The 25252-nt window shown below is 52.8% G+C and carries 37 protein-coding genes; 13 read left to right on the top strand and 24 right to left on the bottom strand.

Features of this window, described 5'->3' with window-relative positions:
• Positions 1-186: 186 nt before the first annotated feature.
• From ACF8MC_RS09700 to ACF8MC_RS09725, 6 genes are all read right to left on the bottom strand, one after another.
• Positions 187-1407 carry a phage major capsid protein gene (locus tag ACF8MC_RS09700; protein ID WP_314236420.1) on the bottom strand — a complete coding sequence of 407 codons (1221 nt, stop codon included), beginning with the start codon at positions 1405-1407 and terminating at the stop codon, positions 187-189.
• Between the two features lie 15 nt (positions 1408-1422).
• A complete protein-coding gene (locus tag ACF8MC_RS09705; protein WP_033655091.1) occupies positions 1423-2274 on the bottom strand; it encodes a head maturation protease, ClpP-related in 852 nt (283 codons plus the stop codon).
• Between the two features lie 12 nt (positions 2275-2286).
• Complete coding sequence (locus tag ACF8MC_RS09710) at positions 2287-3591, bottom strand: phage portal protein (RefSeq protein ID WP_049301604.1); 1305 nt, start codon at positions 3589-3591, stop codon at positions 2287-2289.
• Positions 3591-5336, bottom strand: a complete 1746-nt coding sequence (locus ACF8MC_RS09715; RefSeq protein WP_106046320.1) for a terminase large subunit — start codon at positions 5334-5336, stop codon at positions 3591-3593. Before ACF8MC_RS09715 ends, ACF8MC_RS09710 begins: the two co-directional genes overlap by 1 nt.
• The gene (locus tag ACF8MC_RS09720) at positions 5287-5754 is read right to left on the bottom strand and encodes a phage terminase small subunit P27 family (protein WP_047574388.1); all 468 of its coding nucleotides are present in this window, start codon (positions 5752-5754) and stop codon (positions 5287-5289) included. Before ACF8MC_RS09720 ends, ACF8MC_RS09715 begins: the two co-directional genes overlap by 50 nt.
• 182 nt (positions 5755-5936) lie before the next feature.
• Positions 5937-6272, bottom strand: a complete 336-nt coding sequence (locus ACF8MC_RS09725) for an HNH endonuclease (protein ID WP_164034082.1) — start codon at positions 6270-6272, stop codon at positions 5937-5939.
• 189 nt (positions 6273-6461) lie between these two features.
• On the opposite strand from ACF8MC_RS09725, the gene ACF8MC_RS09730 reads away from it, so the two are divergent.
• Entirely contained in the window at positions 6462-7010 is a 549-nt protein-coding gene (locus ACF8MC_RS09730; protein WP_147824157.1) for a YfbU family protein, read from the top strand.
• Between the two features lie 83 nt (positions 7011-7093).
• Here the strand turns inward: ACF8MC_RS09730 and ACF8MC_RS09735 are convergent, their stop codons facing one another.
• The 16 genes from ACF8MC_RS09735 to ACF8MC_RS09810 all read right to left on the bottom strand — a co-directional run bounded on the left by ACF8MC_RS09735 (position 7094) and on the right by ACF8MC_RS09810 (position 16143).
• Positions 7094-7378 carry a hypothetical protein gene (locus tag ACF8MC_RS09735; protein WP_164034072.1) on the bottom strand — a complete coding sequence of 95 codons (285 nt, stop codon included), beginning with the start codon at positions 7376-7378 and terminating at the stop codon, positions 7094-7096.
• Positions 7379-7500: 122 nt separating this feature from the next.
• Positions 7501-7704, bottom strand: a complete 204-nt coding sequence (locus ACF8MC_RS09740; protein WP_110621455.1) for a hypothetical protein — start codon at positions 7702-7704, stop codon at positions 7501-7503.
• A 62-nt stretch (positions 7705-7766) separates the two neighbouring features.
• Positions 7767-7946, bottom strand: coding sequence for a hypothetical protein (locus ACF8MC_RS09745; RefSeq protein WP_074181246.1), 180 nt, complete (start codon positions 7944-7946; stop codon positions 7767-7769).
• Positions 7900-8313 (bottom strand): hypothetical protein, encoded by a 414-nt coding sequence (locus ACF8MC_RS09750; protein ID WP_164034074.1) that lies wholly within the window; start codon positions 8311-8313, stop codon positions 7900-7902. The genes ACF8MC_RS09745 and ACF8MC_RS09750 overlap by 47 nt, the downstream gene beginning before the upstream one ends.
• The gene (locus tag ACF8MC_RS09755) at positions 8310-8750 is read right to left on the bottom strand and encodes a lysozyme (RefSeq protein WP_164034075.1); all 441 of its coding nucleotides are present in this window, start codon (positions 8748-8750) and stop codon (positions 8310-8312) included. Before ACF8MC_RS09755 ends, ACF8MC_RS09750 begins: the two co-directional genes overlap by 4 nt.
• Complete coding sequence (locus tag ACF8MC_RS09760; RefSeq protein ID WP_070913786.1) at positions 8737-9054, bottom strand: phage holin family protein; 318 nt, start codon at positions 9052-9054, stop codon at positions 8737-8739. Before ACF8MC_RS09760 ends, ACF8MC_RS09755 begins: the two co-directional genes overlap by 14 nt.
• A gap of 74 nt (positions 9055-9128) precedes the next feature.
• Positions 9129-10157 (bottom strand): site-specific DNA-methyltransferase, encoded by a 1029-nt coding sequence (locus tag ACF8MC_RS09765; protein ID WP_164034084.1) that lies wholly within the window; start codon positions 10155-10157, stop codon positions 9129-9131.
• Between the two features lie 178 nt (positions 10158-10335).
• Positions 10336-10665 (bottom strand): type II toxin-antitoxin system RelE/ParE family toxin, encoded by a 330-nt coding sequence (locus ACF8MC_RS09770; RefSeq protein ID WP_047574366.1) that lies wholly within the window; start codon positions 10663-10665, stop codon positions 10336-10338.
• Positions 10634-10870, bottom strand: a complete 237-nt coding sequence (locus ACF8MC_RS09775) for a ParD-like family protein (RefSeq protein WP_072022517.1) — start codon at positions 10868-10870, stop codon at positions 10634-10636. The genes ACF8MC_RS09770 and ACF8MC_RS09775 overlap by 32 nt, the downstream gene beginning before the upstream one ends.
• Positions 10871-11054: 184 nt before the next feature.
• Complete coding sequence (locus tag ACF8MC_RS09780; RefSeq protein ID WP_164034077.1) at positions 11055-11726, bottom strand: hypothetical protein; 672 nt, start codon at positions 11724-11726, stop codon at positions 11055-11057.
• Positions 11723-12301: a recombination protein NinG gene (locus ACF8MC_RS09785; protein WP_164034079.1), complete on the bottom strand. Its 579-nt coding sequence runs from the start codon at positions 12299-12301 to the stop codon at positions 11723-11725. The genes ACF8MC_RS09780 and ACF8MC_RS09785 overlap by 4 nt, the downstream gene beginning before the upstream one ends.
• Complete coding sequence (locus tag ACF8MC_RS09790) at positions 12285-13271, bottom strand: toprim domain-containing protein (protein WP_108681534.1); 987 nt, start codon at positions 13269-13271, stop codon at positions 12285-12287. Before ACF8MC_RS09790 ends, ACF8MC_RS09785 begins: the two co-directional genes overlap by 17 nt.
• Entirely contained in the window at positions 13268-14797 is a 1530-nt protein-coding gene (locus tag ACF8MC_RS09795) for a DEAD/DEAH box helicase (RefSeq protein WP_164034081.1), read from the bottom strand. Before ACF8MC_RS09795 ends, ACF8MC_RS09790 begins: the two co-directional genes overlap by 4 nt.
• A gap of 186 nt (positions 14798-14983) precedes the next feature.
• Positions 14984-15283, bottom strand: a complete 300-nt coding sequence (locus ACF8MC_RS09800) for a hypothetical protein (RefSeq protein ID WP_060418600.1) — start codon at positions 15281-15283, stop codon at positions 14984-14986.
• A gap of 34 nt (positions 15284-15317) precedes the next feature.
• Positions 15318-15854, bottom strand: a complete 537-nt coding sequence (locus ACF8MC_RS09805) for a YmfL family putative regulatory protein (RefSeq protein ID WP_164033978.1) — start codon at positions 15852-15854, stop codon at positions 15318-15320.
• Between the two features lie 58 nt (positions 15855-15912).
• Positions 15913-16143 carry a helix-turn-helix transcriptional regulator gene (locus ACF8MC_RS09810; RefSeq protein ID WP_072008241.1) on the bottom strand — a complete coding sequence of 77 codons (231 nt, stop codon included), beginning with the start codon at positions 16141-16143 and terminating at the stop codon, positions 15913-15915.
• A gap of 104 nt (positions 16144-16247) precedes the next feature.
• Here ACF8MC_RS09810 and ACF8MC_RS09815 point away from each other — a divergent pair, with 104 nt between their 5' ends.
• The 3 genes from ACF8MC_RS09815 to ACF8MC_RS09825 all read left to right on the top strand — a co-directional run bounded on the left by ACF8MC_RS09815 (position 16248) and on the right by ACF8MC_RS09825 (position 17706).
• Positions 16248-16913 carry a LexA family transcriptional regulator gene (locus ACF8MC_RS09815; RefSeq protein WP_033653816.1) on the top strand — a complete coding sequence of 222 codons (666 nt, stop codon included), beginning with the start codon at positions 16248-16250 and terminating at the stop codon, positions 16911-16913.
• A 406-nt stretch (positions 16914-17319) separates the two neighbouring features.
• Complete coding sequence (locus ACF8MC_RS09820; protein WP_164033979.1) at positions 17320-17532, top strand: hypothetical protein; 213 nt, start codon at positions 17320-17322, stop codon at positions 17530-17532.
• A gap of 18 nt (positions 17533-17550) precedes the next feature.
• Entirely contained in the window at positions 17551-17706 is a 156-nt protein-coding gene (locus ACF8MC_RS09825) for a hypothetical protein (RefSeq protein ID WP_166729840.1), read from the top strand.
• A gap of 232 nt (positions 17707-17938) precedes the next feature.
• Here the strand turns inward: ACF8MC_RS09825 and ACF8MC_RS09830 are convergent, their stop codons facing one another.
• A complete protein-coding gene (locus ACF8MC_RS09830; protein ID WP_164033980.1) occupies positions 17939-18250 on the bottom strand; it encodes a hypothetical protein in 312 nt (103 codons plus the stop codon).
• Positions 18251-18438: 188 nt separating this feature from the next.
• Between ACF8MC_RS09830 and ACF8MC_RS09835 the strand changes: the two genes are divergently transcribed.
• From ACF8MC_RS09835 to ACF8MC_RS09870, 8 genes are all read left to right on the top strand, one after another.
• Positions 18439-18801 carry a hypothetical protein gene (locus tag ACF8MC_RS09835; RefSeq protein ID WP_049269881.1) on the top strand — a complete coding sequence of 121 codons (363 nt, stop codon included), beginning with the start codon at positions 18439-18441 and terminating at the stop codon, positions 18799-18801.
• A 36-nt stretch (positions 18802-18837) separates the two neighbouring features.
• Positions 18838-19647 (top strand): DUF2303 family protein, encoded by an 810-nt coding sequence (locus ACF8MC_RS09840; RefSeq protein ID WP_164033981.1) that lies wholly within the window; start codon positions 18838-18840, stop codon positions 19645-19647.
• A gap of 82 nt (positions 19648-19729) precedes the next feature.
• On the top strand, positions 19730-20563 hold the full coding sequence (locus tag ACF8MC_RS09845; protein WP_060437564.1) for a DNA-binding protein: 834 nt from the start codon (positions 19730-19732) through the stop codon (positions 20561-20563).
• Positions 20560-20778, top strand: a complete 219-nt coding sequence (locus ACF8MC_RS09850; RefSeq protein ID WP_085337737.1) for a hypothetical protein — start codon at positions 20560-20562, stop codon at positions 20776-20778. The genes ACF8MC_RS09845 and ACF8MC_RS09850 overlap by 4 nt, the downstream gene beginning before the upstream one ends.
• A gap of 18 nt (positions 20779-20796) precedes the next feature.
• A complete protein-coding gene (locus ACF8MC_RS09855; RefSeq protein ID WP_164033982.1) occupies positions 20797-20982 on the top strand; it encodes a DUF1482 family protein in 186 nt (61 codons plus the stop codon).
• The gene (locus ACF8MC_RS09860; protein ID WP_164033983.1) at positions 20979-21674 is read left to right on the top strand and encodes a hypothetical protein; all 696 of its coding nucleotides are present in this window, start codon (positions 20979-20981) and stop codon (positions 21672-21674) included. Before ACF8MC_RS09855 ends, ACF8MC_RS09860 begins: the two co-directional genes overlap by 4 nt.
• Positions 21674-22237 (top strand): 3'-5' exonuclease, encoded by a 564-nt coding sequence (locus ACF8MC_RS09865; protein ID WP_164033984.1) that lies wholly within the window; start codon positions 21674-21676, stop codon positions 22235-22237. The genes ACF8MC_RS09860 and ACF8MC_RS09865 overlap by 1 nt, the downstream gene beginning before the upstream one ends.
• 24 nt (positions 22238-22261) lie before the next feature.
• The gene (locus ACF8MC_RS09870) at positions 22262-22453 is read left to right on the top strand and encodes an AlpA family transcriptional regulator (protein WP_072271584.1); all 192 of its coding nucleotides are present in this window, start codon (positions 22262-22264) and stop codon (positions 22451-22453) included.
• Here ACF8MC_RS09870 and ACF8MC_RS09875 read toward each other — a convergent pair.
• Complete coding sequence (locus ACF8MC_RS09875) at positions 22434-23618, bottom strand: site-specific integrase (RefSeq protein ID WP_164033985.1); 1185 nt, start codon at positions 23616-23618, stop codon at positions 22434-22436. The genes ACF8MC_RS09870 and ACF8MC_RS09875 overlap by 20 nt on opposite strands.
• A 180-nt stretch (positions 23619-23798) precedes the next feature.
• Here ACF8MC_RS09875 and sbcB point away from each other — a divergent pair, with 180 nt between their 5' ends.
• Positions 23799-25229 (top strand): exodeoxyribonuclease I, encoded by a 1431-nt coding sequence (sbcB, locus tag ACF8MC_RS09880; protein ID WP_060435614.1) that lies wholly within the window; start codon positions 23799-23801, stop codon positions 25227-25229.
• The last annotated feature ends 23 nt before the right edge of the window (positions 25230-25252 follow it).

Consider the following 25252-nt stretch of genomic DNA (forward strand, 5'->3'; position numbering starts at 1 on the left):
AGGATTGTAATCACTCACCTGCTCGGCATAGCCTTTTTTGATCAGCTCGCGCCCGTGAAGCTCCTGCGTTTCGAACAACTCGCCGTCATTCACCACCCGGCTACCGAACAAGATCGGTACAAGTGCTTTAACTTTCATGGGTATCTCCTTGAAAGCGGCCCTAAGGCCGCTATGCGTTGCGGATAATTAACCGCCGGTTGGTGGGGTTGGCACGGTGAAGGCACCGGTAACAAACGCTTCAGGTCGTTTGACCGCCAGCGCCACACGCTCTTCGCAACGAATCGAGATCATGTTCTTCTCGAAGTCGTCGGCGTTCTCGGTACTGATCACCACGTTTGCCTCTTCACGGTCAAAGAGCTGTGCACCCGCGCTGAAGGCACCGGTCAGGAATTTACCCAGGAACGCCGCTGACTCCGTCGCGACAACAGGCAAGCCCCAGAGAGTCGGGCCGGTTAGCGCGGCTGGATTGGCGAGGATATAGCGGCCCAGCGAGTCCTTGATCAGCTCAATCTTGGCCCAGTCGATGAAGTGCAACACATGGCCGGTGGCAGGGAAACGTGCCAGTTGTGCCTGCAACATTGCTAAGCGCAGATCGTCAATGCCGTTTTGCATAGCGACTTCAAACGCCGCCTTATACTTCGACGCCTGCGGCATGATGCCTTCCAGGTGTGCGCCAGTGCCGTCACCGAACAGAATTTCCTGCTCTTCGACATACTTCAGGCCGTAACGCATTTCTGCATCAACGGTCGATTGCAGCTGCGAAAAGTCATCCAAAATCTGCTTGGAGGCTTTGAACAGATGCGCCAACGTGCGAACCGGCGTGATTTTTTCAGCAAACTGGATATCGCTGTACGGCTTAGGCGTGTTTTCAGGCACGGCAGCAGCCTTGTTGGTGAAGCCGGTTTGTTGCACCCAATAAATCGTGTTGGAGCCGGTGGTGCCTGGTGCGATCAGGTCACGAATAAACAGGCGTTGTTTCGGCGCGGTATCAATACCCGGCAGGCGTTGCGGGGCCACGATCTGCCCAGGAACATCGGTAGAGATCAGCGTCGCGTTAACCGGAATGCTCAGCCGCTGAGAGGCCTGAATACCGGAGGCAAAGTCTTTCAGCGCTTCTGCCGAAATCACCTGCTGCCCGACCGATTGAACCACTTCAGCCGCGCGGTTCAATGGCATTTGTGCCACGTGCTGCTCCAGATCCCCCAGCGCGGCCTTCAGCGTTTTCTCTGCTGCCTTCATGGCGTTCAGTTCGGTCGCCATTTTATCTACGGCGTCCTTAGTCTCTGCGGACAACTCGCCTGATTTTTTCGCCTCTTTCAGGGCGTCCTCGGCCTTGGCGTTAAATTTGCTGGTTGCATCTTCGATAGATGCGGTGACTTTTTTCAGAATCTCGTTAACTTCAGACATAATTTCTCCAAATAATTAGCACGCCGCGCACAGCCCGCTTAACGCGGCGTTCAGCTTGGCAAGGATTTCAGGGGATGGTTCGGTAGCGCTCGGCGTACCTGTCGGATCGGTAACAGCGCTCGGCGTGCTACCTGTTAAGGCTTTCAACAGTTTTCGGCGTTCTGACCGAGGGGTATTAGCCTTGGCCAGTATGGAATCCAGCTTGCGCAATGCTGCCGCCGGTGAGTCCTCATCACTGCTTACCGCATCGGATGACAACAGACTATCGGCCAGCCCTTTCTCGATGGCATCACTGCCGCCGATGTAGCTTTCGCCGTCCATCAACTGCTTGACGGTGTCGCTATCGAGACCGGAGCGGGCAGAGTAAATATCCGCCATTGCGTTATCGAAAGGTTCGAGGTACTCCACCATTGCAGCAAAGTCATGGCGATTACCGATCGCCACTACCCAGCAGTTATGGATCATCAGGAAAGCACCGCGGCCAATTTGAATCTCGTCACCGGCCATCGCAATGATTGAGGCTGCGCTTGCAGCCAGCCCCAACACTTTTACGGTTACTTTGCCCTGGTACTCTCGCAGCAGGTTGTAAATCGCCAGCCCCTCAAACATGTCCCCGCCCGGCGAGTTAATGTTTACGGTAACGTCAGCGCCATTCATTGAGCGCAGCGCACCGGCGATCCGTTTCGCTGTAACGCCTTCTCCCCAGTAATCCTGGCCGATAACGTCGAACACCGAGATAGAATTGTCGTCAGAGGCAGCGGCCTTTAGACCGCCATTCCATCTTTCTAGCGCCGAAGGCAGCGGCTCACAGGTAACGCCCGCGCAGGGACGCCCCGCCGGTGCGACCGGAAGTCGTTTTTTTGTCATGGGGGAATGCTCCTACGCCGCTTTTTTCAGCGGTGACTGGTCTTCAGGAATATCGGGGAAAAGATAATTGTGCAGCCGGGTGATAGTGACAGCCTGAGCGCCGAGGTTGTTCTGTTTCAAGTCCTCAAGCGGGGTCAGGTTAAGCTGCACGGTATAGATTTCACCGCCTGGAATTGGCGGCAGGTTTTCAAGTCGGCGAACATCGTTGCGACTCATCCAGCCATTCTGCAGAGCGGTGGTGTAGTACGCCGCGCGGCCAACACTGTCGGCACGCAACAAACCTTCCACCGAGAACTCTGCAAAGTAATCTTCATCGCTATCGAGCAGGCAACGTGAGATTTCTTGCTCGATGTTCACCAACAGTGGGCGTAGCGTGTTGGTCAGGAAAATCAGGTTCATCCCTTCAACACTCGATGCCCAGCTACTTTGCTTCGTCACATGCCCCACCATGAAAGGCGGCACCCGGAACCAGCGACAGATTTCCTCAATGCTAAATGCTCGGCTCTCCAGCATCTGCGCATCTTCAGGATTCATCGTGACATTCTGGTACGATAAATCCCCCTCCAGAACCATCATTTTACCGGCGTTTTTTGAACCGGCGAATGCAGCTAAGTATTGGCGCAGACGCTCTCGCTGCTCTTTATTCAGCGCAACTTTCGAACTGATGTATCCTGACGTTTGCAGACCGTTTTCAAAGATTTTTGCTGCCGACTCATCAACAGCCATCGCCGCCCCAAACACGTCACGGCCCGAACTCAGCGGCATCATGCCGCAGACACCATCCAGACCAAAGCCGCGAATGTGCATCATCCGGTCTACCGGTATCACACGCTTTTTGCCGTCCTCGGTGTAGGTGTACTGCAACTGCCCGGTATCCAGACGTTTAACCACCATGTTTTGAGGCAACAGCGGATTAAGCGCCACCAGCTTTCTGCCAATCATTTTTTTCTCAATGAAGGCATTTCCTCGCAAACAGATGCTGGCCACCACCATCAACATGAATCGGGACGGCGTCATTTCGAGGTTCGGACGGCGGCACAACACCTGGTATGCCGGGTGATCCTGCGCCAGCTTACGAGAACCATCCGCCTCACGACGATATACTTTCATTGGTAAAGTGGAAACCGATTCGCTGAGTAACCGAATGCACGCCCATACAGCAGAGAGCTGCATAGCCTTGTCGGCAGTGACCACCTTGCCGCTGCTGCTGGTGCCGAACCATTCTTGCCAGAATGTCCCGGTAGTGAGACTGATAGGAACACCCAGCCAATTTAAAAGGGCGCTTTTAACGCGCCCAGGTTGCTTGTTTTTGCCCATCAGATACCTACCATGATCGGATCATCGAAAAAGCCATCAATATCGCCGTCATCCTCAACAACGCCGTCAGCAGCACCGACGGCCATCGCCAGCCCTACTACGCCATCTATGCGGCCATTACTGCGCCGTTTGCTGAATACCCGGTTACCGCTTTTATCTTCTTCAATAACCGCGTTGGCCGCGTTCCAGCGCAGACAAGGATTAAACAGGATTGTGATTTCTTTCTCGGTGATGAGTTGCTCGAGCAGCTCGATTGAATGCGGCATCCACAAGCCCGACTCCGCCGATTTGCCGAAGCCTTGCCCATGAGGAACCAACGGAACGGTCACCCCTTCATCCAGCAATTCAGGCTCGAGATAATCCATGTGATAACGGTCGAAAGCGATCGACCGAATATCAAAGAGTGCCGCCAGCTCGGCGATTCGTTTAGAAACGAAGCCGTAATCGATAGCGCTGCCCTTTGGCGCGTGCAGGTACTTTTCACGCACCCAGGAATCATACGGAACGCGGTCATTTCTGGCCCTGTCGTGCAGCGTGTCGCGCGGCGTCCAAAACTCCACCAGCGCCGTCTTAATGCGCGGGAAATATAGCCCCAGCGCTGTCAGGTCGCGCTTGCCGGACAAGTCCAGACCGCCAAAACACTCTTCCCCTTTAAGGCTCTCGATATCGAAGGTTTTTTCACATGCCATCCAGATATCGCCACCGATCCACGGGTTTTCAGCATCTACCCATTCACAGAAGTTAAGGCGTCTGACCAGGCTTTCTTTCGAAGGCATGCCCCGCGCATCTTCCACCTGCTCGCGTAAATATTCAGGTTGGAACGTATGCCCCATTGAGGGGTTGGCTTTTGCCCAGCAGGACTCATCCTTGAAAGGATCGTCACCCTCATCCAAAGAGCAGATGAACGCAAAGAAGGCATCGTTAACTTTCTGACCGGCGGCGAGTTGTTTGCCGTACTGGTGGTACTCGTAGCAAACGCTGGTTTTATCGTGACCGCTGTTTGTGATCATGAAGATTAGCGCTTGCCTGCGGCCTTTTGTCCCGGCGCGCATCATCTCAACCACTTTGTTATCTTTGTGCTCATGCACCTCATCAATGAGGCAACAGTGAGGACGCGGCCCTGATTGCCCATCATCAGAACTGATCGGACGGAAGAAAGAACCCGTTTGCAAAAATGCCAGGTTCCATTCTTTACCGGCGCCGCCGGAGGGATCGATACGTTGGGCCAGCGCCGGAGACTGATTCACCATCGCCACCGCATCGCGAAACAAGATCATCGCCTGGTCTTTTTTCGTGGCTGCTGCATAAACTTCAGCACGCGGTTCTTTGTCCGCTACGAGGCAGTAGAGGCCAATCCCCGCGGATAATGGCGACTTGCCGGAACCTTTGCCTGATTCGATATATGCCGTTCTGAATCGACGCGTGCCGTTTGCTTTTTTCCAGCCAAACAGTGAACCAACAACAAATGCCTGCCATCCAAGAAGGACGAAAGGCGCACCTTCATGTTCGCCGCCGTTCAACTTCAGCACCTTGGCAAAGAAGTCAACCACGCGGCCAACAGCATCAACATCCCAATACAGCCCCCGGCTTTCACCTTCGGCTAAATCATTAAGGTGACGTTTGCAGGCGTTTCGGATATCAGGCCCGGCAATAATTCGCCCTTCGGTAACGTCCATCGCATATTGCGTGGCTGGATCAGGTGCCGAAGAATTCGGCGAGCGGGTCTTCTTCTTTCTCTCCACCATTTACTTTCACCTTTGATCTGGCGGCAGGCGTCAGACCAAACTCCACCAAATAACTTTTGAATCGGCGATCGGCGTCTGCCAGCATGGCAACCGCTGGGTTAGCCTTAATCAAAAAGCCCCCCTCCGTTTGGACTGTATAAGTTCGCCCCTCGTCGGCGATCGTGTTGCGCAGTTGCAATATGTCGGCGTAAATATCGCAGAGCCGCTCAAGCGCAAAAGTATCGGCAACGGTCAGAACGCCCATGCCGTCCAGCAGCACAGTCATTTTTCCCCAGGCCGTTTTCCCCCAGTCCGTCAGGTGCGAAGGTGGGCTGGGAATTTCTCTCGCCGGTTGCGGCTCTTTATCATTAAGTTTACGTTTGCCCGGATTGCCGGTGACCACCTTGAGGTGGGACGGTTTCGGGCGTCGTCCTGCCATCGGAACCTCCCAGAAAAAAACTTTTCATTTCGCGGTTGTGCGCACAAATGACTAGCGGCGGTCTTTAAGGGCGAGAGGGGTGAACTCTTACCCCGCCCCTCCCCCCGCCGGATGATAATCGTTATCATTTAAATACAAATGATTTCATTTGCAACTAAATCACATTCAAATAGGAATCAATATCATTTATTCCAGTGCGACGTAGGGTCAAGCGGCAGGCCGTCGGGCGAGCACCCTATTACCTTGCCGGTCTTCTCCATACGTTGCTTTGTGGAGTCGTGGTGTGGCTTACATAAGCCCTGCCAGTTCTTGCGGCTCCAGAAAAGGTGCTGAGCCTTCTTCATTTCCTCGGGCGTCTTCGCTTCTTTCATGCGGTGCGGCACGATGTGATCCACCACCGTTGCTGGTTCGATGCGCCCCATCTGCTGACACATGGCACACAGAGGATTCTCCCGCAGGAACACAAGCCGTTCGGCTTGCCACTTGCTGCCGTAGGGTTTCTTGTTACTCATGTTCATTCCCCAGATAAAAGGCCACCAGCCCGCTGAAGCTGGTTGATTGATTTCGGTGTAGTTCATCACGCAGAAGCCTCAAAAAGCTGCTCTGTGATGAAATTCCCATATATCTATTTCCACTATTGTTTTATTAATTAATAACCCCATATCCTATGGGCCAAGTACATTTAAAATCACACAAAAGGACATGATATGACCCCCACAGAAAAACTAACCTTGCTCATGATGTGCGACCTATTTGATCATTTAGAGGTGAATGGAGAGATTGATTCTTCCATAGTTCGTGAAGCTGTGATTAGTGGCAATGTCTGGGCTATTGAACGCAAATACCCCATGCTGTTGTCTGCAGAGGATGTATCAAAAGACGTTCAGAAAAGAGTTGATGCAGCATTATCTGCATATCGCAACTTAAGCAATTCACTTCGTAAACTTACATCTGACGAATCAAACGAGCTAAAAAACAAGCACAATATTAAAACTCATGAACACGCGATTCAGTTCCCAGGTTACGATGGTAACAATGAATCGGAATATTTAAGCGTGACCTCAATGCTTGGTACGCTAGGCTTATACGCTGAACAACAAGAGATCGATAAGAACTCGCATGAGGAAAATGCGGGCAAATACCTCAAGTTGACTTCTGCTCTTGAAGTTCTAAAAAAAGCCGGGCATGACGTAAATAAATTGGATAAGAGTCACCTGGATGAAATATTGTCCCTGTGCCCAACTTTTTATGAATAATATTAATAATAACTTTTAGTTAAAAAATTATTAATAACACTACAGGTGGCATTCACTGGATGCCACCTGTAATGCCGATGGTGTTAGCAATCTGCGTCAGGTCGGGCCACTGCACGGCAGGCCCACATGCAGGCTTCCTGCATCTTGGTGCGGGCGATAGCCAGACAGCGCATTGCCTCCATGCGACTGTCATTCTCCGGGGAGCCAGCCTCTACCGTCTCCAGCGAGAGATGTGTGCGTTCGAGATCGAGTTGCTCGCAAAAATTACGACTGATGTCTTTCAAGTCATTCATCTGCGAGATATCGTCGGCGGCCAACTTGCGGTATCCCTTCACGGTACTGCCATCTTGCGGTTTAGCTTCGCTCATATAGAACTTCCTGCTGGTTCGTTGGATATAATCCCGGCGATGTAGTTGAACACCACGCGAGAATTCAGTGCGTTAATTCTGTCAAAGGCACTAAATTAATGCCTTTTGCAGAATTTTATAAATTAGGCCAACTGCAGAACGCCGTGCTCTTCCGACTCCGAGTAGGCGATCAGGCCGCTGTACTCCGGCACGTGCTTACCATCATCCGCCTCGAACGCATCAATAAGTCCATGCGTAATGGTGTATGACGGCTGACCGTCTTCAGCTGCAAACCGGGCCAGCTCTTTGATTTGCTCTTGAGTCAGCACAATCTTGCTGACCTCCATCTCTTCCATGCGGCGGCGCTTCTCTTCGAGATAGCGCTTGCGGCGCTCGTAAAACTGCTTGCTCATTGCTCTCTCCCGGCGCTCTGCGCCCACTTGATTAACGCCTCCATGCGTGAGGCGCACACCTTCATTTCGCCTTGTTTGGCGTGCAGCGCTGTCACTGCATCACCGAACGTCGTGCCGGTGAACGGCGCGTCATCGCACTGTTGCAGCAGCACCGCTGGCGGCAGGACGTAAATCATCTGCGTGCTCTGCGGCTTTGGCCTGTCCGCGCAGGATGTTGAGAGCAGCACTAGGCAGAGGCTTGTTGCTACAGCCGCTCGCGTCCAGAGCCTCGCGCAACGCTTTGTTTTCTGCATCAGCCTTTCCCCTCAGTTTCCGCTCTTTTTCCAACTGCACGGCGCTCGCTTGCCTGTCAGCGTCGGAAGCCTGTTTCATCGCCACCAGCGCCGCGTCTTTGGTGTCCAGCTTTTCCACCAACGCGCCGTTATCCCTTTTGGACTTATCCAGGTCATCGCGCAGAGAAAGCGTGTAGAGCACCAGCACTGCGGCCAGAAGCGCCACCAGCAGAGGCCACGCCTTGATAATTACGTCCCACCGCCAGCTCATGATAGGAACATCCGACGTTCTGCCGCTCGCCGCGTGACAAGACCATCCAGCCGCTTGCCACCAGCATTAACCCATCGTCCGAATTCGTCAGCAGCCCCTTGCGTATCCCCGTTGTTCAACTTCCGAAGCAGCGTGGATGTACTCAGTGAACGAAGGCCGAGGTTGTAGGCAAAGCTCACCAGCGCGTCGAACTGCCCCTGAGTGATGCGCACCTTCACGAGCTGATTAACACCCTGCTCATACTGCACAACGCCGCATTTCAACAACCGGTCGGCAGTGGCCTGATCGATCTTCATGCCGGGCGCAATCTTTTTACCGTCTACCGCTTGCGTCCAGCCGTAGCCGATAGTCCAGACGCCTACAGAGTCTTGATACGCTTCCAGCTCCAAGCCCTCGAACCGTTTGATCAGCTCAATGCCGTTTTTACTTATATTCATTGCTATCGCCTGCTTTGTTGAGGAAACGACGCTCCAGCGCCTTAATCAACGATGCACCCGACCATCCCGCCATGCCTGCTACACCGCCCATAACTTCAGATGGCCATTCATAATGCAGAGCGATCAAAACCATCGTTAAGCCTGCGAAGATGGAGACGAAAAGCTGCAGTAATAGCGTTCGCCAGCTGAACACCTCGCCGTTCAGTACCTTGAATGAGTAGCTCGCAATGGCACCCAGCAGGGTCATGCCGAACGCAATCAGCATTGATAGGATGTTGGGTTCATTCTTCCAGGGCATCTTCATATCCTCCCCCTGTCGGGGCATTCCCCGATCATCGGGTGGTAGAAACAAAAAACCCCAGCAGATGCCGGGGTCGCTCAGTCGTCCGGGAATATCTCCCGTTGTGTTTGTTCGAACCGTTCAGACTCCAGCTCTACACCCAGACCGATACGGCCTAGCTTGATAGCTGCCTTGATAGTTGAGCCAGAACCCATGAAGAAATCGGCCACCACGTCACCGGGGCGGCTACTGGCGTTGATGATGTGTTCCATCATTACGGCGGGCTTTTCGCAGGGGTGCTTGCCAGGGTAGAAGGCAACCGGCGGATAGTGCCAAACGTCAGTGTAGGGAACTGCTGCTGTTACCGTGAAGGGACGGCGGAGCGATCGGTATTCCTGGCACAATTCCAAATATTCGCGGTTAAGCGTCCGGTATTCCCGCACCAGCTCATGATGGGGCCGATTCAATCCACCAGCCTGCTGCCGCTCTTTTGCGATGCGGTCAAATAACGCCTGAAGCGCCTGATACTGCTTTTCGCTTGGCAATTGCCATTGGCTCTCTGAGAACCAGTGGCTGCACATCTGCGTTTTTGTTGCCGCGTTGATTTCCTTCGCTGACACGCCGAGGGATTGCCGGGCCGTTCTGAAATAATCAATCAGCGGCTTAAAGACGTTTTGCTTCAGCTCTCCACACTTCGCGGCGAATCCGTCTACCTTCGGTTGTAGAGGCCCGGCATAGTGACCGGCGAAAATGATCCGCTCAGTCGATGGGAAAAAAGCCCGTAGCCCTTCTTTGTGCTGTCGCTTCCAAGCCCCTGAAGGTTTAGCCCACACGATATGGCTCAGTACGTCGAAACGTTGACGCACCAGCAGCTCAGTATCGGACGCCAACCGGCTACCGCAGAACATGTAAAGGCTACCGTTCGGTTTCAGCACCCGCCAGAATTCCACCAGCAACGCATCAAGCCAGGCGAGATACTCGGCCTCGTTCTTCCACTGGTTATCCCAATCGCAAGATTTAACCCGGAAGTAAGGCGGGTCGGTTGCAATCAGGTCTACGGAGTTGTCCGGCAGGGTTTTGATAAACGCTGTTGTGTCAGCGTTGATAAGACGTGTTTCTGAAATCATAAGCGCCCTTAGTTGATACGCTCGTCCTGCTGTTCGCAGCACGGGCAAAGGTTCGCTTGTGACCATTGACATGAGCACCTGGCGGACGGGGTGTTACCTCACCCTCTCCGCCGCCCACTTCACAAACATTAATCTGGAAATAAAAAAGCCCCGGAGGTTATCCGAGGCTTTGAAGTCGTCATCCGATAAGCTTTAAATCTGCTTTTCGGTGAGTCTTTTGGTCTTGGTAGAAGTTTTCATGTGGCCCTACGCTCAAGAGGTAAAGCTCAAGTTTGTCTTCTATCCAAGTGTAACCCAGAAGGGTTAGACGGTTATTCATCTGAAATTTATGGACTCGAAGAAATGACAAATCACCTTTCTTCTGTTCGCCGATTTCAGGGTTTGCAATTATTGCGTCGATTGCATCTTCAACGATTTCTTGCAACTTTTCAGGGAGTTTATCCAGAGCCTTTTCGAAACGGCGCGTCTGATAAACATCAACCTCTTTTTCGTTCTGTCCTTCTGACATAGCGGGTTACCTTGTGGTTCTTGACTTCGCTTTGTGCAAGCAAGGCTTCGCTAATGAAGCTGAATGGCAAGTCAGGGTTATCTTCGGCTATGCGGCCAATTCTCGCCCAGTGCTCAATCTGCTTCGGAATGCTTCGACTAGAAGCATCAGCATAAACCTTAACATCACTGACAAAATCGTCGTCGAGTCGGATGCTGGTTGCCATTGGTGCCTCTCACTAGATAGGGGTTGTATGTCGGTATCGCCATTATAATGCGACAAAATGTCGCGTAACGCAACCCTATGCAGCAAAAAAACATCCGCTATTGTCAGAACGACAAAAACCCGCTCGTAGGCGGGTCATTTTGTTGCATCGCTTGATGGTACAGCTTCGCGAAAGCATACCTGTATTATGCAGTTTCTTTGGCTATTTTCAAGTTATTTTTGCACTTTTCTTCATTTTCGATGCAGATAGCCGCACGAACGGCGACGAACACCGCAGAATTGAATATCTCAATGCACCAGCGCACCCGGTCATCAACCTGATCGCGGGTCAGCCAGGGCGCGTAATGATTTTGCATATAGCGCCCCAGCACCGAGACCGTATTGTTCCGGCCCGTGTAGAACAGCTTGCCGATGATGTAGACCGGGTTATCGTGCTTCATCGACGCCAGCACCGCTTTTTCCATGAAGTCACATTCCTCGCCAGCGTCAGCAGCCACCAGCATCGACTCAAGCGATCGGTGCGGCCAAAGAATTGTGGTCGCCTTCTTCAACTGCTCCTCCCCGCGATACCCAAGTTTGCGCAAGTCGCCCAGCACCTTCACAATTCGCGCCGCGCTTTCGTCATCCCACTGCTCAGGCATGATTTGCCCCCATACACCGCTGCCGCCGCTGCACTTCAACTTCCCATCGGTGTTACCGCCGTACATATCGCCCCAGGCGTTCAGCAGCGAAGTGATCCACAGTGTTTGCAGTCGGGTCAGGCTCTGGTACTTACCCAGGTATTTCTTGCGAGGAACACCGGCAACAGTCGCCCATGCGTTGTGTTTAATTTCTCGTTTCTGTTTTGGGGTCATCATGCTGCCTTCTCCTGCTTCAATGCTTTGCGTTTGGCTTTATACGTGTCGCGGATGCGCTCATAGTCACTGCGGCCCAGCTTGCCGACTTTCGGTGGTGGCCCCATTAACTGGTCAAAACGTGCCTGCCCGATTTTTGCTATCAGGTTAGGGCGGTACTCGCTCAGGTTCGCGGATTTGAAGTTGTTACAGACCGAGCACTGCTTGTGGCAGTTATCTTCATCAAAGCGCAGCTCCGGATGACTCCCGACGGTGCGGTAATGCCCGGCGTGGTATTGGCCGGTGTGGTAGCGTCCACAGCTGATGCATGGCTCGTCGGCGTCGCGCTCGCGGATGTAGGCGTTAAATTCGGTCTGCGCCTGGTTGATGAAGTAGCGCAGCGGCTTAACGGCCAGTTTGCGAATTTTCAGCTTGTCCTTGCGTTCCCTTTCCGCCTGGCGATTACGTGCGTCACGCTGGTATGCGATAGCGCAGAGCGGGCCACAGACCTTTTGCAGGTACTTCACCGGCGTGAACGTTTCACCGCATTGGGCGCACTTTTTCGCCTTGTACTGCTTCGGCTTAGTTGGTTTTTTCATTGTTTTCCTCGCGGTGGAATACCCACTCGTAGACCTCTGAGCCGTTAAGCAGCAGATCGTTAAAGTCGCCGGATTTCGGCCAGCGCACTGAGACTTGTTGCAGATCGTTCTTTGCCAGCAGATTGGCGCGGGCGCACTCAAACGCCGCAGCGTGGCCGGATGCGTTCTTGTCTGCGTCGGCAAAGATGATCAGGCGTTGCACTCCACGCGGTACGCGGAACTTCTTCATGAAGGTGGTGTTCAGCGTCGCCCAGGTGTTGCATTGCGTGATTTGATGGCAGGACAGCGCGGTTTCGATTCCCTCAGCGATGCCCAGCGTGGTGGACGGCGGGAACATACGGATAGCGACCGAGCTGGCATGCTCCAGATAGCTGTCCTCTTGCAGCTTCATCATTTTTTTCGGCGCGCCAGCTACGGTGGCTTTCTTATCGCCGTCAAGGAGGGTGCGGTGCAGATAGCACAGCTCGCCTTTGTCGTCGGTTGCCAGCGCATAGATGGATTGGTATTCGCCACCCGCTGCGCGCTGCCGGTCGCAGTAGCGCACGTTGTCTTGTGGCAGACTGGTGATGCCGCGCAGCTTCAGGTAACGGTCTGCGCCGGTGCCTTTCAGGCTGGTCAGCGAAGCAAACTTGCAGCTCACGCGCTGGCGTTGCGAGGCTATGCCAGATGAAGGGCCACCAGCTTGATAACCCTCTTCCGGCGAATAGACGCGGCCCAGCAGCTTATCGACCTCTGCGGCCAGCGTTTTAAAATCCTTGCCAGTTGAACCGGTCAGGAGCGCCCAGCCGTCACCTGCGCCGCATGCGCAAATGTAGGAGCCGGTGCCGTTCTTGTCGTCGCAACGATATTTGCCTTTCCGTCCACACAGCGGGCATTCCCCCTTAAAGTGACGCTTACCGGTTACCGGGGGTAGGCCGTAAAACTCGAATATTCTCGGCCAATGGCCGATAGCTGCCTGTCTGGTATTCATGCGGCTTTCCCTTCGTTTTGCTTAGATTTTGCGTAGGCGATCTGCGTTGATTTGATGAAATTGCTCACCACTGGTGTGATGGCCATCGGTGCGTGATACAGCCCTTGCGGCCATACCCCGAATTTTTTGCGGTAGACATGCGAGCACCAGCCGTCACTTACCGGTTTGCCCTGGGCGGCGCGCATGCGTTGGTAGTAGATGATTTGACTCCACCAGGCTTGTTTCACTTCTTTGGTGACAACCTCCTTGGCTTGCTTCACTTTTTTTAGGCCACGTGATTTGTCGGTTTCTACGTCCTCGCCAGCGATCGGCTTGAAGCCGCATTTCGGACAGATGTAGACGCCGACCGGCTTAACGTAGTGGCATTGGGTGCATTCTTTCGGCAGGCGCTCAGGCTGGTCAGTCTTAACCACGCGTGCGGGCGTTTTCTCCATCCCGTCAGAACTGGCGGGCAGGTAGTCATATTCGATATCGTCGGGATAACCGAGCTTATGCACGGTGCCTGTGTGATCGAAGATGAGGCAGTGATCTTTACCAGGCGCAGGTCGCAGGCCACGGCCAAGAATCTGAATCCAACGCATTTCCGATTTGGTCGGACGCGCGAAGATGATGCAGCGGACATCGCTATCAAAACCGGCCACCAGCACGCCGACGTTGATGATTATCTTCGTGATGCCCTGCTCAAACCGGCGGATCGTCATCTGGCGGTCTTCGTGTGGCGTCGCCGCCGTCATCACTTCAACAGTCACACCCGCTTTGCTAAATTCAACGGTCACGTAATTTGCGTGGGCCACATTGACGCAAAAACAGATCGTCGGGCGGTCTTCCCCGTTCTCCAGCCAGTTCTTAACGATGTCGCCCACTAGCGTGGGGTCGCTCATTACCTCTGCCGATTGCGTTTCGTTGTAGTCGCGGCCATAGCCTGCCTGCTCTGACGTCTTAACGTCGCTCAGGTCTGGGTGCGATGGGGCATAAAATTCGTATTTGCTCAGCGCGCCGATAGCGATCAGCTCTTTCATCGTCGTCGGCTTGATCAGCTTCTGGTAATACGTCCCCAGCCAGGCCGAAAACGGAGTACCGGACAACCCGATCACTTTCACGCCTTTAGCGGTCAGCTCGTCGATGAATTCCAGCATTTTTTTGCGCTTCAGGTGTGCTTCGTCGATGATCAGCAGATCGATGTTGTCGGGGAAGTCGCGGCGGATAAGCGTGTCGGCTGATGCGATTTGAATAAGGCGGCTTGGGTCATAGGCTGGATGGTCGCGCCAGATGTAGCCGATTTCCTCAGCTGGCAACCCGTACTCAATAAAACGCGTTGCGGTTTGGTCGAGCAGTACGGTATACGGGGCCACAAACATTATGCGCATGTTGCGGCTGATGAACCCGCTGGCGATCAGCGCCGCAATTGCGGTTTTGCCGAACCCGACCGGGGCGTACATCATGAACGAGGCGTATTGCTTCCACGCCGCGCGCAGCATGTTCAGTGCAACTATCTGTTTTTCGCGTGGCTGGATTGTAAGCGTCATCGTTATCTCCTCGTTTAATCGTCTAGCCGTCTAAATGTCCGTTTGGCGTTTTTAAACACTCGATCCCTTAAAGATCTTCTCTCTGGTAAAGCCCGTTCCTTCCCCCACACCCCAACCCGATCACCCCCCTTTCCCCCCTCTTACCCTTCCCCTCTCCCCCGTTTAAAAAAACACCGGCTAAAAAATTCATGCCGCTACCCTGCTTTGCCCCACCAGCGGTGGCGCGGTTGTCATGCCCTGGCCTGCCCGTGAATACCGCTCGACGTACAGCCGCAGGCGCGTATTAGCCGCTTTGCGGCCTGCGTTCTCCTGCCGGTAAGAAACCTCCTCGGCGTCAAACGCTGTGCGGTAAGCCTCCTCGTAGGCGTGCGCAATCTTCCCGCGCTGCCCGTGCGGTAACTTACCGAGCTGGTCTTGAATCCATGCGGCATCCTCGCGGCAATACACCGCAGGCATGGCGGTTCGAACAAACGATGCAGGCTGCATACGCTTACCCTCCGGTTGTGAAATACAGCAGTCCCTATGACATAGGAGCGCGCCACTTCGCTGTGTTGTGGGTTGGGGTGACTTCCGCCGGGCAGAACACGCTATAGAGCAACAGGATGTGCTCCTGGAATGTCGCGATCAGGCGGTAGGAATTGGCGTCCAGCGCGTTACGCTCGTCGGCGTCTATCTCGCCGTCTTCGGTAAATTTGCGGACAAGTTCGGAGTGCTTGCCGATGTACTCAATCGCTTCCATCAGCTTGGCGTTGATGTCGTCTCGATCGATGTCTTCAACTTCGGGCAGAGGCACATTCACGCTGCGAGACTGGCGGGATACAGCGTCGGCAAAGTGGGTATTGCCACCAGCCCGCTGTAAAACCATGAACCAGCCGATCGGGAAAATTTGGTTGCTGTTTGGGCGAAGACGGTTAAACAACGCGTCTTCCGTAACCCCCAGCCACTGTGCAGCCTCAGCGTAGCCACCAGGCAGACCAGTGATGATTTTGCGGGCGACACTGACCACCCATTCAGGCTGTTTTTCTGCCTGCCAGTCCGGCGCTTTTTGCTGTGACACAGTTGTAATCCTCGAGCTGTGGTTACTAAGGCTTTAAAATTGCGTGATACTTTCCCCATCAAATTGATGGGCTTGTTTCACGGTGGTTTGTTGGCGGGAAAACATCATCCAACCCAACAGGCTCGCCAAGCTTGTTAAAAATCGCCACGAAACTGCGGCAAGTTTGTATATCCATGCTCCGTCGTCCGGCCTCGTAATGGCCTATTGCACCCGGCGTGCATCCAGCAAGTTGAGCCAGCTCTGACTGCGTAATTCCCAGGCGCTTGCGAATCACTTGTATGTTGTTCATGGTGCCTCCTATTTCGACAAAGTATACATATCGTATTTATTGATCGCAAGTGAAGTATACAAATTGTCTCTCGATAGTGGCTATACAAACCGTATAATTCAGGAATGAATATGAAATGGTATGAAGCAGCCAAGGCCAAAATGAAGGAATCGCGCATTGGCCAAGAGCAACTCGCAGAGCACCTTGGGGTTACCAAAGGTGCCGTCAGTCACTGGCTAAACGGCAGAAGGGAGCCGGGGATAGAAATCATCGCCAACATAATGAATTTTATTGGTTTGAAAGATTTTGTTGTTAACCCTGGCAATTCTCAGCCAGCTTCGCACCACACCGAAACCTCAAACGTTAAATTTGCTGGGCCTTATAAAAAAGGCAGGGAGTATCCGCTGATCAGTTGGGTTCAAGCAGGAGCTTGGGCTGAGGCAATGGAGCCGTATACCGTCGATGAGATCGATGAATGGTTCGAGTCTGATGCAAAAGTTTTCGGTAAGGCGTTCTGGCTACGTGTCGATGGCGACTCTATGACAGCGCCAACAGGGATCAGTATCCCTGAAGGGACATTAGTCCTAATAGATACGGGTCGTGAGGCCGTCAATGGTAGCCTTGTTATAGCCAAGATGGTTGACGCCAATGAAGCCACATTCAAAAAACTCATCATCGACGGCGGGCAAAAATACCTTAAAGGTCTGAACCCTGCATGGCCGATGAAAGAGATCAACGGCAACTGCAAGATTATCGGAGTTGCAATCCAAACCATGATGCGTTTGGTTTAATCAACGCCCGGCACAATGCTGGGCTTTCTCTTAATTCCTGATTCCCTCCCTCAAAGAAACCCCTCTTCCTCCCTCTAGGGCGAATTCTGCACAAATAATTTTTCAATAAAAATCACTACGATACGTATACATCTGCATTTTGTGTATACATTTCGTATTGCAAGATAAAAATACAATTCGTATACTCCCCCTATCAACCCGGAACGCCACCAGCAAAACACCGCCGCAAACGTTACGGGAACGGCAGGAAGCCACACAGGCAACACGCCACGGGGTGAGCGATGCAATCACTCCCCGGCCCCGAGAGGGATCGACCGGTAACGTTCTTTAGGGAAGAAGTGGATTTACCCTGCCGCTGCCAGTGTGGGGCGGTAGGCATAAAACCACTACAGCAGAGGGTTACACGATGAACGCAGCACAACGCCGCAAGGCATATCGCAAACATCCAAAAGCCGGTGAAACCGTGATTCTTCGCGGCATCCCCCGCCTGGTACTGGGGCCATGCACATTCAATAGCTACACCGGTGAAGAGCGCGCCAAGCCGTCAGTAAGCCGTGTTCGCGTGCAAATGAGCGGCGGTTCAACGGCAGCGCCTCTGGTTCGCAAATTAACCTACTAAAACGGCGGGGGTTACACGATGCAACTCGAACAAAACGCGAATTGGCAGACTAAAGCACGCGGCGACAATGACAGCGAATATCAGATTTACCTTGCCTGCGCTGACGACGGTAAAGGAAATGAATTCATGACCGGAAAGCCGCTGAAAACCTATGACGAGTGGCTGGCCAGCTAACACCCACCGCGCCCTACGGGGCGCAATAGCAGGACTTTCTATGCGCAAAATTGTTTTGACTAACCGCATTCGCCGCCGAGCACGCCGGGAATTGCGCTCACAGCGTCGCCGAGCATTCAAAGCTTATGGCCATTGCAATAAAGCCAGCCTGCTGAATAGCTACGCCCGCTGGTATTTCTAACTCTATCGCGCCATTCGTGGCGCAACAGCAGGACTCGCCATGCAGATCATCTTAACAAAGCGTGAGCGCCGTAAAGCACGTCGGGAATTCCGATCCTTCCGCCGCGTTGCTATCCGAAAATTCGGTAATTGCGATGTTACCAGCTACCTGAACCGCCTGGCGCGCTGGTACTTCTGAAATAAATAGCCCCGGCTGCAGACGCCAATCTTTGCCGGGGCATGACCAGTAGAACGGAGATTCAACATGATCAACCACAATGCTAACACAATCGTTGTAGACGGTATGCGCGTTGTCCCATCCGTGCAGGCCGTTCGCCTCACCTTCTTTGCACGTCTGCGCAAAATCCTCTGCCAGAAAGGCCACCCGCTCTAAATCTTTGCTGTGTGTAGTCTTTGGCGGCCGCCGAGCTTCAACCAACCCAAAGGAGGATGAAGATAATGTTCGTAGGCGAGCCGCCCTTTTTCATAGAGAGAAGAATTCAGGCATCCATTTAACCGTGGAGGGCGTCACCCGGCCCGAGTTCTTCTCTGTATGTGACGAGGAGAAATAGTATGTCTGAAAGCAAATGTACTCCCTTTAGCCAGCAGCTGGCTTATATCAACAAAGGCACCTTAGACCAGGAGCTTACCGAAGCTCTGGCCGAGGTTATTAAAATGGTTCGCGAAACCGGCAAGAAAGGCGCTGTTACTTTGACGCTGAATTGCCAGATGTTGAACAGCCGCGACGAAAACACGATGAAAATCACCCCGAACGTCAAGAAATCCATTCCTGAACTGGATCGGGCTGACACAATTATGTTCTCAACCGCCGATGGCGATTTAATGCGTGATGATCCATCTCAAGTGCAAATGGATTTGCGTGTTATTGACACCTCGCCATCTGTTGCGCCGATTAAGTTGACGCAAAACGGCTAACCAATAATTAAACCTACTTATCCAGAAGGAAATAAAATGGAAATCACCAACAATAACGAGTCTGTAAAGCATATTGCCGAGTTGGCAGTAGCAAACAGCTTAATTAAAACCGATGTTCCCTATGCTGTTGTGCCTCGCGGCTACTCTTTGGAGTCGCTGGAAAACTTCATGGTCGATGAACAGCAGGTAAAACAGCATGTAGTCGTTATCTCGCCATCCTCGTTCATCGGGTATGTCTCTCGCTTCAAAGATGAGCGCAGTGTTATTTTTGCCGACACTGAAAACACCCGTTTCCGTGCATTTATTGACTACCACCTGGACAGTAAAACGCCCTTCAAAAACACTCATTATGTAACGTATGACTGCCCGCTTTCTGATGAATGGAAGGCATTCAGTAAATGCGATGCTGAAAAAATGGATCAGGTAACGTTTGCAGAGTTCATCGAGCAGTACATTAAATGTATTGCCCCTGCATCTGACTCTAACCCTACCTCTGGCACTGCCCTTCTGGAAATGGTGCTGGCATTCCAGGAAACGCGCACGTCTGAGTTTAAAGCAGTTACCCGTTTGACCGACGGCACATATCAGATGGCTTTCAGCAACGAAAAAACCGGCGGTGGCAACACGAAACTGCCTGAGAAGATTTCGCTGGCAATCTCACCGTTCCATAACGGCACCCCATATCAAATTGATGCTCGTATTCGCTACCGTCTCCGCGAAGGCAAGCTGATTCTTTGGTATGAACTGATTGACCCGAAAAAAATCATTGAGCATGCCTACAACGAAATCATGGTCGACCTGCAAAACCAACTGCCGGACGTGCCTGTATTTGAAGGCCGCATTTAACCATCAGTAATGTGCAGTCTTATGCGCCACCGTGTGTGGCGCATAGTGAAGCATTTTCACCCCCTCAGAATGGAAGATAATTATGGCAACTTTAAGTCAGCGTTATTCTGCAAAAGAAAGCATCGGTTCAGATATCACTACCCGCAAAACGTTTCTGGTTCCACTCAGTGAAATTTATGCTGAAGATGGCTATAACGTTCGCGAATTAAATCAGGCGCACGTTGAAGAGTTTAGGGATGCGTTTATTGCGGGGGAATATATACCACCGCTGGCAGTTGAAGTGACTGAGCAAGGCGTGAAGGTTATCGACGGTCACCACCGCTTCCACGGTGCGCTGTTGGCAAGTGAAGCCGGGCATGAGGTGGCGCGTCTTGAGTGTAAGGACTTTGTAGGTACTGAGGCCGATAAAATCGCCTTCATGGTCACCAGTTCGCAAGGTCTGGCACTTACCCCTATCGAACGTGGCGCGGCCTATCAACGGCTGGTAAATCAGGGCTGGACTAACGCGGAGATCGCAAAGAAAGTTAAACGCTCCGAGTCCGATATCCTCCAGCACCTGCAATTGCAGGAATGCAGCCCCTACATCAAGAGCCTGGTGCGCGCTGGTTCAATTAACTATGCCCTGGCTATTCAAATTAACCGCGAGCATGGCGTATATGCCGACCGTGAAGCCGCGCGGTTGATGAAAAAGGCCGAAGAGTCCGGCAAGAAAAAAATCACTAAGAGCGTCGCCCAGCCGCAATTCAACGCTACCCGCGCCCGCCGACTCTGTGAACTGCTCTATGATGCTGCGCCAATGGTTCGTGAAGAGGGTGACGTTCTACTGCTCCTTCCTGGAACCCGAGAAGAAATCAACACCATTCTCAACGAATACCGTCAGCAACACCCCCAGGTTGCGAGTGGTGAAGATCAATGAGCATCAACCTGAATAATGCGCCTTTGTGGATTACTGCGAAGGCGCTGGAAAAATTAAAACAGTTCCGTGCCGGTCGATTATTCCCCAAAAGAACCTATGGCAAAAAATACCTGACCTTTCGTGTAAATAAACGCTGGCGTTTAATTTCAAAAGACGACGGCCATAATTGGCTGTTACTTACCCACAATGATTACAACTGCGTAATAGATAAATAATCTTTTCAGGGGTGCCACATGTTCGGCCTATTTCTTCTCGTCTGCTACACCCATCAGCCTTGTGACTACGTCCCGCAGGGCTGGGTATATCCAGACCGTTCAAATTGTCTTGCTGATATCCACCAGCAAAAGTTACCACCTCAGTATGAATGCCTACCGGTAGATGGCGTGATCCCGGCTCGGCACCTGGGAGAAAAGGAATGAAAGAAAAAAATGTACTGGAACGCTTCAAGTGCGACACCCGTAATCACTCAATGTCCGTTGACAACGATAACGGTGTGTTTAGACACCTTCATTTTTCACGAGGTGGCAGCAGCTGTTATCACTTCACCCTAACCACCTGGCCCGGCCATCTGTGCATTAGCGGTGATATGGGAACCTATGTTTTCCGCCGACTCTATAACATGTTCGATTTCTTCCGCATGGATAAGTACGACTTCATTCGGAACGAAGGAGAGCTGTCGATCAACCCAGGTTACTGGTCTGAAAAGTTGCAGCATGGCGGACGTGGTTACTGCCGTGAAGTTTATACCGAGTGGTCGCCAGAAGCTTTCGAGGCTCGCGCGCAGGAATATCTTGATGACTGGCTTGAGTGTGCGGCTGACGATTTTGACGATGAAGAGGCTTTTGAAGAAGCCAAAGAGGAAGCTGTAGAGGCGATTGAAGAACTAAAGCTGGCATCCGGTTATGAGTATGAAGCAGTAACCGCGGTGCATGACTTTAGCTGCAAGCACATCGACCTGACGGACTTCTTCGAAGCGAGTTGCCGTGAAGCCAGCAATGGCTACATCTGGTGCCTTTACGCAATCGTGTGGGGTATTCAGCAGTATGACATAAGCAAACTTGCAGGCTCAGCCATTGACAAATTCTTCGTGTACACCCTGGATAAATATTGATGAACCACTTAATGCTTGACCTTGAAACTCTGGGTAAGAAGCCCAGCGCCCCTATCTTGACTATCGGTGCTGTGCTTTTTGATCCGCGCACCGGCGAGCTTGGTGAGCAGTTCTACACCGCCGTAGACCTCCAAAGCACTATGGCCGGTAAGGCGACACCAGACGCCGATACGATTATTTGGTGGATGAAGCAAAGCAGCGAAGCCCGCGCAGCTATCTGCGTTGACGGTGCCCCGTCGTTGCTGTCTGCGTTGTATGACCTGAATAAGTTTATCCGGGCCAATGTCGCCAATCCTCGTAGCCTGCGCGTGTGGGGGAACGGAGCTGTATTCGATAACGTGATCCTGCGTGAGTCTTACCAGCGTGAATGCGTTCCGTTGCCGTGGGAGTGGTACAACGACAGGGACGTGCGCACTATCGTTGAGCTTGGCCGCGTAGTTGGCTTTGATCCCAAGCGTGATATGCCGTTTGACGGCGAGCGCCACAACGCATTAGCCGATGCTATCCATCAGGCGAAGTATGTTTCCGCAATTTATCAGCGCCTATTCTCAGCAGCAGAATAATCCACCAGCATTCCCGAGGTAACTATGCAAGATATCAACCTGATCCCTGAAAAGGAGGTCATGGCGAAGCTTGGCATTTCGTCACGATCGACCATGTACACCTACCAGAACAAACACTGTTTCCCTAAGCCTGTTCGCACTCACCCAAAAGCATATTTAGAGAGTGCGGTTAATCAGTGGATATTGAATGGCGGCATCAACCAGAAAGTTTCTTAACATGCCAGAAAAGCTTATCGGCATGTATCTCATACCCTTCCTTTTGCCCTTCTATCCAGTCGTGTTTGTTGTAGACGGCCATCACCCCACCCAGCTCATGCCCCAGCATTCTTTCCGTAATGTGTGGGGCTACCCCTTCCTCTGAAAGGCGTGTCACCAACGTCCGCCGGAAATCGTGCGCACGCCAATACCCTATATCCAAACCTTCCCGAATGCGTTTTATGTAACGATTGGCCGCAGAGATCGTTAGAGGTTCCGTGATCAGATTCCCTGGGAAAAGAACCTTGTCATACGTCAGCATTGCCTTTTCCAGCAACGGCTCAATTTGCTTGAAGATCGGACGCCGGATTTCCTTTCCTGTTTTGCTGTGCTCTTTTGGTACAGTCCAGAGCATTTCCCTCAGATCAAACTCATGCCGTTCAGATAACCTCAACTCGGACAGCCGCGCTCCCCAGAGCATGAGCATTTGGTGCAAAAGCTTATTTGAAGTGGACGCCCTGCTGCGCTCTATGGCGATCCAAATTTCTGCCAGCTCAAAGTAAGTTAGAATTCTATCCCCGGTTTCAGAACGGCTCCCTACGTCACGAGGCTCAACCTTCATTACTGAGCAATCGGGTATAAAATGCCGACGGATACACCACCCCATCGCTGATCTCAACTGGACAAGTAGTTGCCGCGCCCGCCTGCTGTTTTCCCTTTCCTCTTGAGTAAACAAATCAACCCATTGCTTAATGGTAATCTCTGCTACTGGACGCCCTTCAAAAGCATCACTTAAACGTTTAATGACAGTCGATTTATACAGCTCTCTACTGTTCTCACGAAGCGAGACATCAACGTAGTTTTCCTTCCAATAATTCAAACAGTCCTTCACCGTTGCCGTGTTGCCGATATCTCCGCTTTTATCAAAATATTGGCGCGGGTCTATCCCTCGGTCATAGAGGGTGCGCAACTCTGATGTGATTGCACGAGCCTCTTTCAAAGCGACGGCAGGATACCTGCCAATCCCTAAACGTTGGGCTTTGCCATACCACCGGTATCGAAACTGAAAGTTGATCACCCCTTTGGGCGAAATGCGGGCGCTAAGCCCATCGGCATCGGACACTTCAGGACTTCCCGAATATGGTTTACCATGTAGTGAGCGCAGTTTTGTATCGCTGAGAGCCATAATAATTTTTTGTACGCAGTTGATTTAAGGTTATGTACCAAACCTGTACACAATAGCACATGGACGAAGGCAAACAAGTGAATACAGTCTTATGCAAGAATGGACAAACAAGGCAGTTAACGCGCTAAAAAATACTTTTAAATCGGTACGTTAAACAACATACGCGGACAAACCCCGACAGTGAAAGACAACGATAGACAGAACACCTTTTACATTCACGATTACGAAACCTTCGGCAAAAGCCCGTCGCTGGACCGCCCGGCGCAGTTTGCCGGCGTGCGCACCGATATGGATTTCAACATTATCGAAGAGCCGCTGGTCATCTACTGCGCCCCGGCCGACGACTACCTGCCGGAACCCGAGGCGGTGATGATCACCGGCATCACGCCGCAGGTGGCGCGCGCCAAAGGCGTTAACGAAGCCGAATTCACCCGCCAAATCCACCAGGCCTTCAGCGTGGCCGGCACCTGCATTCTCGGTTACAACAACATCCGTTTCGATGACGAAGTGAGCCGCAATATCTTCTATCGCAACTTCTACGATCCCTATGCCTACAGCTGGCAAAACGGCAACTCGCGCTGGGATCTGCTGGATGTGATGCGCGCCTGCTACGCCCTGCGCCCGGACGGCATCGTCTGGCCGGAAAACGAAGACGGCTTCCCCAGCTTCCGCCTGGAGCATCTCACGCGCGCCAACGGCGTCGAGCACACGCAGGCTCACGACGCAATGTCGGACGTTTACGCCACCATCGCCATGGCCAAGCTGGTCAAGCAGGCGCAGCCGCGGCTGTTCGATTTCCTGTTGCAGCACCGCAACAAGCACAAGCTGAACGCCCTGATCGACGTCGCCGAAATGACGCCGCTGGTGCACGTCTCCGGCATGTTTGGCGCGGCGCGCGGCAACACCAGCTGGGTGTCGCCGTTGGCCTGGCACCCGGACAACAAAAACGCGGTGATCATGTGCGATCTCGCCGGCGACATGACGCCGCTGTTGACGCTGAGCGCCGAGCAGCTGCGTGAACGGCTGTACACCCGCCGCGACGACCTGGCGCCGGATCAGGCGCCGGTGCCGATCAAGCTGGTGCACATCAACAAATGCCCGGTGCTGGCGCCGGCCAAAACCCTGCTGCCGGAGAACGCCGAGCGGCTGGGCATCGATCGCCAGGCCTGCTTGCAAAACCTACAGCTGCTGAAACAGCACCCGGAAGTGCGTGAGAAAGTGGTGGCGCTGTTCGCCGAAGCCGAGCCGTTCAAAGGCTCCGACGACGTCGACGCCCGGCTGTATGACGGCTTCTTCAGCGACGCCGACAAGGCGGCGATGAGGATTATCCAGCAGACCAAGCCGCAGAACCTGCCGGCGCTGGATCTGGCCTTCAGCGACGGCCGCATGAAAGAGCTGCTGTTCCGCTTCCGCGCGCGCAACTACCCGAATACGCTGGACGATGCCGAACAGCGCCGCTGGCTGCAGCACCGCCAGGAAGCGCTGAGCGCGGAGCGCGTGCAGAGTTACCTGCTGCAGCTCGAATCGCTGTATAACCTGCACGAAGGCGACAAAGAGAAAACCGCCCTGTTGAAAGCGCTGTTCGATTACGGCAAAGAGTTGGTGGGGTAAACCCGCAGCAAGCAAAAAAGGAA

The organism is Serratia sp. LACPHL-BACT-2024-00286 (genome assembly GCF_043109535.1).
GTDB lineage: Bacteria > Pseudomonadota > Gammaproteobacteria > Enterobacterales > Enterobacteriaceae > Serratia > Serratia sarumanii.

What these genes read in the sequence shown, in the direction of transcription:
- ACF8MC_RS09700 (WP_314236420.1), bottom strand. Translation starts at nt 1,407, where the DNA reads ATGTCTGAAGTTAACGAGATTCTGAAAAAAGTCACCGCATCTATCGAA.
- ACF8MC_RS09705 (WP_033655091.1), bottom strand. Translation starts at nt 2,274, where the DNA reads ATGACAAAAAAACGACTTCCGGTCGCACCGGCGGGGCGTCCCTGCGCG.
- ACF8MC_RS09710 (WP_049301604.1), bottom strand. Translation starts at nt 3,591, where the DNA reads ATGGGCAAAAACAAGCAACCTGGGCGCGTTAAAAGCGCCCTTTTAAAT.
- ACF8MC_RS09715 (WP_106046320.1), bottom strand. Translation starts at nt 5,336, where the DNA reads ATGGTGGAGAGAAAGAAGAAGACCCGCTCGCCGAATTCTTCGGCACCT.
- ACF8MC_RS09720 (WP_047574388.1), bottom strand. Translation starts at nt 5,754, where the DNA reads ATGGCAGGACGACGCCCGAAACCGTCCCACCTCAAGGTGGTCACCGGC.
- ACF8MC_RS09725 (WP_164034082.1), bottom strand. Translation starts at nt 6,272, where the DNA reads ATGAACATGAGTAACAAGAAACCCTACGGCAGCAAGTGGCAAGCCGAA.
- ACF8MC_RS09730 (WP_147824157.1), top strand. Translation starts at nt 6,462, where the DNA reads ATGACCCCCACAGAAAAACTAACCTTGCTCATGATGTGCGACCTATTT.
- ACF8MC_RS09735 (WP_164034072.1), bottom strand. Translation starts at nt 7,378, where the DNA reads ATGAGCGAAGCTAAACCGCAAGATGGCAGTACCGTGAAGGGATACCGC.
- ACF8MC_RS09740 (WP_110621455.1), bottom strand. Translation starts at nt 7,704, where the DNA reads ATGGAGGTCAGCAAGATTGTGCTGACTCAAGAGCAAATCAAAGAGCTG.
- ACF8MC_RS09745 (WP_074181246.1), bottom strand. Translation starts at nt 7,946, where the DNA reads ATGATTTACGTCCTGCCGCCAGCGGTGCTGCTGCAACAGTGCGATGAC.
- ACF8MC_RS09750 (WP_164034074.1), bottom strand. Translation starts at nt 8,313, where the DNA reads ATGAGCTGGCGGTGGGACGTAATTATCAAGGCGTGGCCTCTGCTGGTG.
- ACF8MC_RS09755 (WP_164034075.1), bottom strand. Translation starts at nt 8,750, where the DNA reads ATGAATATAAGTAAAAACGGCATTGAGCTGATCAAACGGTTCGAGGGC.
- ACF8MC_RS09760 (WP_070913786.1), bottom strand. Translation starts at nt 9,054, where the DNA reads ATGAAGATGCCCTGGAAGAATGAACCCAACATCCTATCAATGCTGATT.
- ACF8MC_RS09765 (WP_164034084.1), bottom strand. Translation starts at nt 10,157, where the DNA reads ATGATTTCAGAAACACGTCTTATCAACGCTGACACAACAGCGTTTATC.
- ACF8MC_RS09770 (WP_047574366.1), bottom strand. Translation starts at nt 10,665, where the DNA reads ATGTCAGAAGGACAGAACGAAAAAGAGGTTGATGTTTATCAGACGCGC.
- ACF8MC_RS09775 (WP_072022517.1), bottom strand. Translation starts at nt 10,870, where the DNA reads ATGGCAACCAGCATCCGACTCGACGACGATTTTGTCAGTGATGTTAAG.
- ACF8MC_RS09780 (WP_164034077.1), bottom strand. Translation starts at nt 11,726, where the DNA reads ATGATGACCCCAAAACAGAAACGAGAAATTAAACACAACGCATGGGCG.
- ACF8MC_RS09785 (WP_164034079.1), bottom strand. Translation starts at nt 12,301, where the DNA reads ATGAAAAAACCAACTAAGCCGAAGCAGTACAAGGCGAAAAAGTGCGCC.
- ACF8MC_RS09790 (WP_108681534.1), bottom strand. Translation starts at nt 13,271, where the DNA reads ATGAATACCAGACAGGCAGCTATCGGCCATTGGCCGAGAATATTCGAG.
- ACF8MC_RS09795 (WP_164034081.1), bottom strand. Translation starts at nt 14,797, where the DNA reads ATGACGCTTACAATCCAGCCACGCGAAAAACAGATAGTTGCACTGAAC.
- ACF8MC_RS09800 (WP_060418600.1), bottom strand. Translation starts at nt 15,283, where the DNA reads ATGCAGCCTGCATCGTTTGTTCGAACCGCCATGCCTGCGGTGTATTGC.
- ACF8MC_RS09810 (WP_072008241.1), bottom strand. Translation starts at nt 16,143, where the DNA reads ATGAACAACATACAAGTGATTCGCAAGCGCCTGGGAATTACGCAGTCA.
- ACF8MC_RS09815 (WP_033653816.1), top strand. Translation starts at nt 16,248, where the DNA reads ATGAATATGAAATGGTATGAAGCAGCCAAGGCCAAAATGAAGGAATCG.
- ACF8MC_RS09820 (WP_164033979.1), top strand. Translation starts at nt 17,320, where the DNA reads ATGAACGCAGCACAACGCCGCAAGGCATATCGCAAACATCCAAAAGCC.
- ACF8MC_RS09825 (WP_166729840.1), top strand. Translation starts at nt 17,551, where the DNA reads ATGCAACTCGAACAAAACGCGAATTGGCAGACTAAAGCACGCGGCGAC.
- ACF8MC_RS09835 (WP_049269881.1), top strand. Translation starts at nt 18,439, where the DNA reads ATGTCTGAAAGCAAATGTACTCCCTTTAGCCAGCAGCTGGCTTATATC.
- ACF8MC_RS09840 (WP_164033981.1), top strand. Translation starts at nt 18,838, where the DNA reads ATGGAAATCACCAACAATAACGAGTCTGTAAAGCATATTGCCGAGTTG.
- ACF8MC_RS09845 (WP_060437564.1), top strand. Translation starts at nt 19,730, where the DNA reads ATGGCAACTTTAAGTCAGCGTTATTCTGCAAAAGAAAGCATCGGTTCA.
- ACF8MC_RS09850 (WP_085337737.1), top strand. Translation starts at nt 20,560, where the DNA reads ATGAGCATCAACCTGAATAATGCGCCTTTGTGGATTACTGCGAAGGCG.
- ACF8MC_RS09855 (WP_164033982.1), top strand. Translation starts at nt 20,797, where the DNA reads ATGTTCGGCCTATTTCTTCTCGTCTGCTACACCCATCAGCCTTGTGAC.
- ACF8MC_RS09860 (WP_164033983.1), top strand. Translation starts at nt 20,979, where the DNA reads ATGAAAGAAAAAAATGTACTGGAACGCTTCAAGTGCGACACCCGTAAT.
- ACF8MC_RS09865 (WP_164033984.1), top strand. Translation starts at nt 21,674, where the DNA reads ATGAACCACTTAATGCTTGACCTTGAAACTCTGGGTAAGAAGCCCAGC.
- ACF8MC_RS09870 (WP_072271584.1), top strand. Translation starts at nt 22,262, where the DNA reads ATGCAAGATATCAACCTGATCCCTGAAAAGGAGGTCATGGCGAAGCTT.
- ACF8MC_RS09875 (WP_164033985.1), bottom strand. Translation starts at nt 23,618, where the DNA reads ATGGCTCTCAGCGATACAAAACTGCGCTCACTACATGGTAAACCATAT.